The sequence below is a fragment of the Enterobacter sp. 940_PEND genome (assembly GCF_001059415.1).
In the GTDB taxonomy this organism is placed as follows: domain Bacteria; phylum Pseudomonadota; class Gammaproteobacteria; order Enterobacterales; family Enterobacteriaceae; genus Enterobacter; species Enterobacter cloacae_M.
On record NZ_JUMS01000018.1, the window covers coordinates 1 to 860 of the forward strand.

An 860-nucleotide genomic window follows, 5' to 3' on the forward strand; every position below is an offset into this window, starting at 1 on the left:
AACGGCAACCTGGTTTCCGGTGTGGCAGTGACCTTTACCGCCACCAACGGCGCGACGGTAACCACCGCTTCCGCGACCACGGATACGGACGGTATCGCCACCACCACGCTGACCAACAGCAAATCCGGTATTGCCAAAGTGACGGCTACCGTCAACGGTGCCAGCCAGACCGTGGACACCACCTTTGTGGCCGACAGCAGCACGGCAACCATCAGTTCCGGTAACCTGACGGTGACCACCGACGGCGCGAAAGCGGACGGGGCGGACACCAACGCGGTGAAAGCGATTGTCACTGACGCGAAAGGTAACCTGGTGAAAGACGTGACGGTGACCTTTACCGCCACCAACGGCGCCACGGTGATTACCGCCTCCGCCACCACGGACGTTGACGGTATCGCCACCACCACGCTCAGCAACACCACGGCCGGCACGGCGAAAGTGACCGCCACGGTGAACGGCAACAGCCAGACTGTCGACACCACCTTTGTGGCCGACGGCGGAACGGCAACCATCAGCGCCGGTAACCTGACGGTGACCACCGATAATGCGAAAGCCAACGGCAGCGCCACCAACGCGGTGAAAGCGATTGTCACCGATGCTAACGGCAACCCGGTGAAAGACGCGGTAGTGACCTTCACGGCCACCAACGGCGCAGTGATTACCACGGAGTCTGCGACCACCGACGCCGACGGTATCGCCACCACCACGCTGTCCAACACCAAAGCCGGTGTTTCTGCGGTGACCGCGAAAGTGAACGGTAACAGCCAGTCTGTGGACACCACTTTTGTGGCGGACAGCAGTACGGCGACCATCAGTTCCGGTAACCTGACGGTGACCACCGATAACGCGAAAGCGGACGG

1 protein-coding gene is annotated in these 860 nt (G+C 61.6%); it reads left to right on the forward strand.

Features of this window, described 5'->3' with window-relative positions; translation table 11 throughout:
• Window positions 1–860: Ig-like domain-containing protein (locus ADJ24_RS03740; protein ID WP_048702169.1), on the forward strand; the 860-nt coding region annotated here is incomplete at both ends.